The sequence below is a fragment of the Streptomyces rectiviolaceus genome (assembly GCF_039533825.1).
In the GTDB taxonomy this organism is placed as follows: Bacteria; Actinomycetota; Actinomycetes; order Streptomycetales; family Streptomycetaceae; genus Streptomyces; species Streptomyces rectiviolaceus.
The window spans coordinates 78648-85326 of sequence record NZ_BAAAUG010000029.1 but is presented as its reverse complement, the minus strand read 5'-3'; the positions used below and the strand labels follow the sequence as shown (position 1 = coordinate 85326).

The window sequence follows — 6679 nt, the reverse complement described above, 5'->3', positions numbered from 1 at the left end:
GCCGCCCGCCGGTGACGCCGTCCGCAGCCGCCGCGCCTTCGTGGACGCCATACGCGAGCGCGCCGAGCGCGCGGAACGTACCCGCGAGGAGGAGGCCAGGCGCCGCGTCGCCGAGGAGCGGCTTCGCATCGCCCGCGACCTGCACGACGTGGTCGCCCACCACATCGCCCTCGTCAACGTCCAGGCGGGCGTGGCCGCTCACGTCATGGACAAGCGGCCGGACCAGGCCAAGGAAGCCCTCTCCCACGTACGCGACGCAAGCCGCTCCGCGCTCAACGAACTGCGCGCCACCGTCGGCCTGTTGCGGCAGACCGGCGACCCCGAGGCACCCACCGAACCCGCCCCGGGCCTTGCCCGCCTCGACGACCTCGTCGAGACCTTCCGGCACGCGGGTCTCCCGGTGGAGGTGACCTGCGGCGACAGCGCGGCGGACCTGCCGGCCGGAGTCGACCTGGCCGCCTACCGCATCATCCAGGAGGCCCTCACGAACGTGCAGAAGCACGCGGGGACGGGCGCCAAGGCCGAGGTCAGCGTCATCCGCGTAGGACCGAACGTCGAGGTCACGATCCTGGACGACGGCGGCGGCGAGAAGAAGGAGAAGAGCGGCGAGAGCGACGGCGGCGGGCACGGCCTGCTCGGCATGCGCGAGCGCGTCAGCGCACTCAACGGCCGCTGCACCGCGGGACCCCGCTACGGCGGCGGCTTCCGCGTGCATGCGATCCTGCCCGTCACGGCAAAGCCGGTCAGCCCGGCAGAGGGAGGGACCGCGTGACGATCCGGGTGCTGCTCGCCGACGATCAGGCACTGCTGCGCAGCGCGTTCAAGGTGCTCGTCAACTCCGAGCCCGACATGGAGGTCGTCGCCGAGGCGTCGGACGGCGCGGAGGCCGTCGAGCTCGCCAAGTCGCAGGCCGCCGATGTCGTGCTCATGGACATCCGCATGCCGGGCACTGACGGCCTCGCCGCCACCCGCCTGATCAGCGCCGACCCCGCCCTGGCCCACGTACGCGTGGTCATGCTGACGACCTTCGAGGTCGACGAGTACGTGGTGCAGTCGCTGCGCGCCGGTGCCTCCGGCTTCCTCGGCAAGGGCGCGGAGCCGGACGAACTGCTCGGCGCGATCCGGATCGCGGCAGCGGGCGACGCCCTGCTCTCCCCGGTGGCGACGAAGGGCCTGATCGCCAAGTTCCTCGCGCAGGGCGACGGCTCGGACGGCGACGGAGGGGTCCGCGGCGAGCGGCTCGACGCGCTCACCGGGCGCGAGCGCGAGGTACTCGTCCAGGTCGCGGGCGGGCACTCGAACGACGAGATCGCCGAGCGGCTCGAGGTCAGCCCGCTCACCGTGAAGACGCATGTGAACCGCGCGATGGCGAAGCTGGGCGCCCGTGACCGGGCACAACTCGTCGTCATCGCCTACGAATCAGGCCTGGTACGTCCAAGGGTGGAGTGAGTGCGGGCGCAACGTACTGCGCCCGCAGTATGCGCCGCATAAGAACGGGTCCTCGGAGTGACGATTCCTGCCCTGGACATGGCAGATCGTGTAGGGGGCACCGGCCTGCCGGTGCCCGTTCCTGCGCAGTACGCCACAGAGAGAGACCACCATGTCCTGGCTGTCCCGGTTCAGCCTCGCCCAACGGGCCCTTGTCGGGCTGATATCGATCATCGCGCTTGTCTTCGGCGCGATCGCGATCCCTCAGCTCAAGCAGCAGCTGCTGCCCTCCATCGAACTCCCGATGGTGTCCGTCCTGGCGCCGTATCAGGGCGCGTCCCCCGATGTGGTCGAAAAGCAGGTCGTCGAACCCCTCGAGTCCTCCATCGACGCGGTCGACGGCATCACCGGCATCACCTCCACGGCGAGCGAGGGCAACGCCGTGATCATGGCCCAGTTCGACTACGGCAGTGGCTCCAAGCAGCTCGTCGCCGATGTCCAGCAGGCCGTGAACCGCGCCGGGGCCGAGCTCCCCGACGATGTCGACCCGCAGGTCATCGCGGGCTCCACGGACGACATCCCGACCGTGGTCCTCTCCGTCACCTCCGACAAGGACCAGCAGGCCCTGTCCGACCGGCTCGACCGCACCGTCGTCCCCGCCCTCGAGGACATCGACGGCGTCGGCCAGGTCACCGTCGACGGCGTGCGCGACCTCCAGGTCGACGTCACCCCCGACGACAAGAAGCTGGCCAAGGCGGGCCTGACCCCGGCCGCGCTCGGCCAGGCGCTCCAGGCAGGCGGCGCCACGCTCCCCGCGGGCTCCTTCGACGAGGACGGCAAGAACCGCACCGTCCAGGTCGGCGGCGGCTACAGCTCCCTGAAGCAGATCCAGGACCTGATGGTCACCCCCGAGGCCAAGCCGGGGGAGCGCCCGGGGAAGCCGGTGCGCCTCGGTGACCTCGCCACGGTGAAGCAGCAGCCCTCGGACGCCACGTCCATCACGCGCACGAACGGCAGGCCCAGCCTCGCCGTCGCGATCACGATGGACCAGGACGGCAGCGCCGTCGCCATCTCCGACGCTGTCAAGGACAAGCTGCCCGACCTCCGCAAGGACCTGGGCGCGGGCTCCGACCTCACGGTCGCGAGCGACCAGGGCCCGGCCGTCTCGAAGTCCATCGACGGCCTCACCACCGAGGGCGCCCTCGGCCTGGTCTTCGCGGTCCTCGTCATCCTGGTCTTCCTGGCGTCGATCCGCTCGACGCTGGTCACCGCGGTCTCCATCCCGCTCTCGGTCGTGCTCGCCCTGATCGTGCTGTGGACGCGGGACTTGTCCCTCAACATGCTCACGCTCGGCGCGCTGACCATCGCCATCGGACGCGTCGTCGACGACTCGATCGTGGTCCTGGAGAACATCAAGCGCCACCTCGGATACGGCGAGGAGCGCGAGGCCGCGATCATCACCGCCGTCAAGGAGGTCGCGGGCGCGGTCACGTCCTCGACCCTGACGACCGTCGCGGTCTTCCTGCCCATCGGCCTGGTCGGCGGCATGGTGGGCGAGCTCTTCGGCTCCTTCTCGCTGACGGTCACCGCTGCGCTCCTGGCGTCCCTGCTCGTCTCCCTGACGGTCGTGCCCGTCCTGTCGTACTGGTTCCTGCGTCCCCCCAAGGACGTGCGCGGCGCCGACCCGGAGGAGGCCCGCCGCAAGGCCGAGGAGAAGGAGGCGAAGAGCAGGCTGCAGCGCTTCTACGTCCCCGTCCTGCGCTTCGCGACCCGTCGCCGCTTCACCAGCCTCGTCATCGCGATCGTGGTCCTCGTGGGTACGTTCGGCATGGCGCCGCTCCTCAAGACCAACTTCTTCGACCAGGGCGAGCAGGAAGTCCTGACCATCAAGCAGGAGTTGAAGCCGGGCACCAGCCTGGCGGCGTCCAACGCCTCGGCCAAGAAGGTCGAGAAGATGCTGGACGGCCTCGACGAGATCAAGGACTACCAGGTCACGGTCGGCTCGTCCGGCTTCATGGCGGCCTTCGGCGGCTCCACGGACACCAACCAGGCGTCCTACACCCTGACGCTCAAGGACAAGGCGGCGTACGACAAGACGCAGGACAAGGTCGAGGAGGAGCTCGGCAAGCTCTCCGGCATCGGCCAGACGTCCATCGCGGCCGGTGACGGCTTCGGCAGCCAGGACCTGAGCGTGGTGGTCAAGGCCGCCGACGGCGACGTACTGCGCAAGGCGTCCGACGAGGTGCGTGACGAGGTCGCGAAGATCGACGACGTCACGGACGTCCAGAGCGACCTGTCACAGAGCATCCCGCGCATCTCGGTCAAGGCCAACTCCAAGGCCGCGGCGGCCGGGTTCAACGACACCACCCTCGGCCAGGCCGTCGCCCAGGCGGTCCGCGGCACCGAGAGCGGAAAGGCGATCCTTGACGACACCGAGCGCGACGTCGTGGTGAAGTCGGCGCAGCCGGCGAAGACCTTGGCCGAGCTGCGCAAGCTGAACCTCGGCACCGTGAAGCTGGGCGACATCGCCGACGTGAAGCTGGTCGACGGGCCGGTCTCCATGACCCGCATCGACGGCGCGCGCGCCGCGACGATCACCGCGAAGCCGACCGGCGAGAACACGGGCGCGGTCAGCGCCGACCTCACCAAGAAGCTCGACGCGCTGAACCTGCCGGACGGCGCCACGGCGTCCATCGGCGGTGTCTCCGAAGACCAGGACGAGGCGTTCGCGTCGCTGGGCCTTGCGATGCTCGCGGCGATCGCGATCGTCTTCATGCTGCTCGTGGCGACGTTCCGCTCGCTCGTGCAGCCGCTGATCCTACTGGTCTCGATCCCGTTCGCGGCCACGGGCGCGATCGGCCTGCTCATCGCGACGGACACCCCGATGGGCGTCCCGGCGATGATCGGCATGCTGATGCTGATCGGCATCGTGGTGACGAACGCGATCGTCCTGATCGACCTGATCAACCAGTACCGCAGGCAGGGTCACGGCGTGGTCGAGGCGGTCATCGAGGGTGGCAGGCACCGTCTGCGCCCGATCCTGATGACGGCTCTGGCGACGATCTTCGCCCTGCTCCCGATGGCCCTCGGCATCACGGGCGAGGGCGGCTTCATCGCCCAGCCGCTCGCGGTGGTGGTCATCGGCGGCCTGATCACGTCGACGCTCCTCACCCTCCTCCTCGTCCCGACGCTGTACGCGATGGTGGAACTCCGCAAGGAGCGTCGCCGCGCGAAGCGCGAGGCGAAGCGGGCCAAGAAGTCGGGGGACCCGCAGCAGGCGGACTCCCACGCGACCGACGAGGAACCGGCCCAGGTGTAGCAACGCCGCCGCTTCGCGGCGAAGTAGAAGGCGCCCGCAGCCGCGGGCGCCTTTCACTTCGCTTACCGGCACGCCTACGGCAAAGCCAGCATCCGCTCCAGCGCCAGCTTCGCGAACTGCTCGGTCTCGCGGTCGACCTCGATCTGGTTGACCAGCTTGCCCTCGGCCAGGGACTCCAGCGCCCAGACCAGGTGCGGCAGGTCGATCCGGTTCATGGTCGAGCAGAAGCAGACCGTCTTGTCGAGGAAGACGATCTCCTTGTCCTCGGCGGCGAAACGGTTCGCCAGGCGGCGTACGAGATTCAGCTCGGTCCCGATCGCCCACTTGGAGCCGGCGGGGGCCGCCTCCAGGGTCTGGATGATGTGCTCCGTGGAGCCCACGTAGTCCGCCGCGGCCACGACCTCGTGCTTGCACTCGGGGTGCACCAGGACGTTGACGCCGGGAATCCGCGCGCGCACGTCCTCCACCGACTCCAGCGAGAAGCGCCCGTGCACCGAGCAGTGCCCGCGCCACAGGATCATCTTCGCGTCCCGCAGCTGCTCGACGGTCAGGCCGCCGTTCGGCTTGTGGGGGTTGTAGAGGACACAGTCATCGAGCGTGAGGCCCATGTCCCGGACCGCGGTGTTCCGGCCAAGGTGCTGGTCGGGCAGGAACAGCACCTTTGTTGAATTGGGCTCCCCCTGCTCATAGGCCCACTCCAGGGCCCGCTTGGCGTTGGACGAGGTGCAGATCGTCCCGCCGTGCTTGCCGGTGAACGCCTTGATGTCGGCCGAGGAGTTCATGTACGAGACGGGCACGACCTGCTCGGATATCCCGGCCTCGGCAAGGACGTCCCAGCACTCCGCGACCTGCTCGGCGGTGGCCATGTCCGCCATCGAGCAGCCGGCGGCCAGGTCGGGCAGGACGACCTTCTGGTCGTCGGTGGTCAGGATGTCCGCGGACTCGGCCATGAAGTGCACGCCGCAGAAGACGATGTACTCGGCCTCCGGCTTTGCGGCCGCGTCCTTGGCCAGCTTGAAGGAGTCGCCGGTGACATCCGCGAACTGGATGACCTCGTCGCGCTGGTAGTGGTGGCCGAGCACGAAGACCTTGTCGCCGAGCTTCTCCTTGGCGGCGCGAGCGCGCTCCACCAGGTCGGGGTCGGAGGGCGACGGCAGATCGCCTGGGCACTCCACGCCGCGCTCGCTCTTGGGGTCGGCCTCGCGGCCGAGCAGCAGCAGGGCGAGCGGCGTCGGCTGGACGTCGAGGTCCACGGGGGACTGGGCGGTGGTCACGAGACACGCACCCTTTCTTCTCTGCAGACGACTTTTCGTCTAATTGACGTTATCTATCATAACCGCTTCACGTCAGTTTGACGATGGCCATAGTGTCGATGTGACGCGTTCGCCTTCGACGGGCCGCTGCCCCTCGCGACGGCATGTGCGAGCATGAAGGGACAGAGCCGAGAGACACAGCACTCGGCCCGGAATGAATCCGCGGCCCCGACGGTTGCAACTGTCGGCAAGCAGTCTCCGTACAACCCGGGAGAGAAGCAGATGTCCGTATCGGACGAGACCACCACCGTGAGCGACGGCATCCTCCTGTCCGACGCCGCCGCGGGCAAGGTCAAGGGCCTTCTTGAGCAGGAGGGCCGGGACGACCTGGCGCTGCGCGTCGCCGTTCAGCCCGGCGGCTGCTCGGGCCTTCGCTACCAGCTGTTCTTCGACGAGCGCTCGCTCGACGGCGACGTCGTCAAGGACTTCGACGGCGTGAAGGTCGTCACCGACCGGATGAGCGCTCCTTACCTGGGCGGCGCCTCCATCGACTTCGTCGACACCATCGAGAAGCAGGGCTTCACGATCGACAACCCGAACGCCACGGGCTCCTGCGCCTGCGGCGACTCGTTCAGCTAAATCCGCGTATTGAGCTGAATCCGTACGTACGGCGGGGGGG

4 protein-coding genes and 1 pseudogene are annotated in these 6679 nt (G+C 68.9%); 4 read left to right on the top strand and 1 reads right to left on the bottom strand.

Features of this window, described 5'->3' with window-relative positions:
• The 3 genes and pseudogenes from ABD378_RS10060 to ABD378_RS10050 form a co-directional block, all read left to right on the top strand.
• Nucleotides 1-772 (top strand): annotated as a pseudogene (locus tag ABD378_RS10060) (sensor histidine kinase); the annotation flags it as partial.
• Nucleotides 769-1449, top strand: a complete 681-nt coding sequence (locus ABD378_RS10055) for a response regulator (protein ID WP_344520222.1) — start codon at nt 769-771, stop codon at nt 1447-1449. The pseudogene ABD378_RS10060 and the gene ABD378_RS10055, both read left to right, overlap by 4 nt.
• Nucleotides 1450-1600: 151 nt before the next feature.
• Entirely contained in the window at nt 1601-4747 is a 3147-nt protein-coding gene (locus ABD378_RS10050) for an efflux RND transporter permease subunit (protein ID WP_344520221.1), read from the top strand.
• A gap of 74 nt (nt 4748-4821) precedes the next feature.
• On the opposite strand, the gene nadA is transcribed toward ABD378_RS10050, so the two are convergent.
• Entirely contained in the window at nt 4822-6021 is a 1200-nt protein-coding gene (gene nadA, locus ABD378_RS10045) for a quinolinate synthase NadA (RefSeq protein WP_344520220.1), read from the bottom strand.
• Between the two features lie 261 nt (nt 6022-6282).
• Here nadA and ABD378_RS10040 point away from each other — a divergent pair, with 261 nt between their 5' ends.
• A complete protein-coding gene (locus tag ABD378_RS10040; RefSeq protein ID WP_249590357.1) occupies nt 6283-6639 on the top strand; it encodes a HesB/IscA family protein in 357 nt (118 codons plus the stop codon).
• The last annotated feature ends 40 nt before the right edge of the window (nt 6640-6679 follow it).

Bases quoted from the DNA above. Each gene is read 5' to 3' on its own strand.
- ABD378_RS10040 (WP_249590357.1), top strand. From the start codon at position 6,283: ATGTCCGTATCGGACGAGACCACCACCGTGAGCGACGGCATCCTCCTG.
- ABD378_RS10050 (WP_344520221.1), top strand. From the start codon at position 1,601: ATGTCCTGGCTGTCCCGGTTCAGCCTCGCCCAACGGGCCCTTGTCGGG.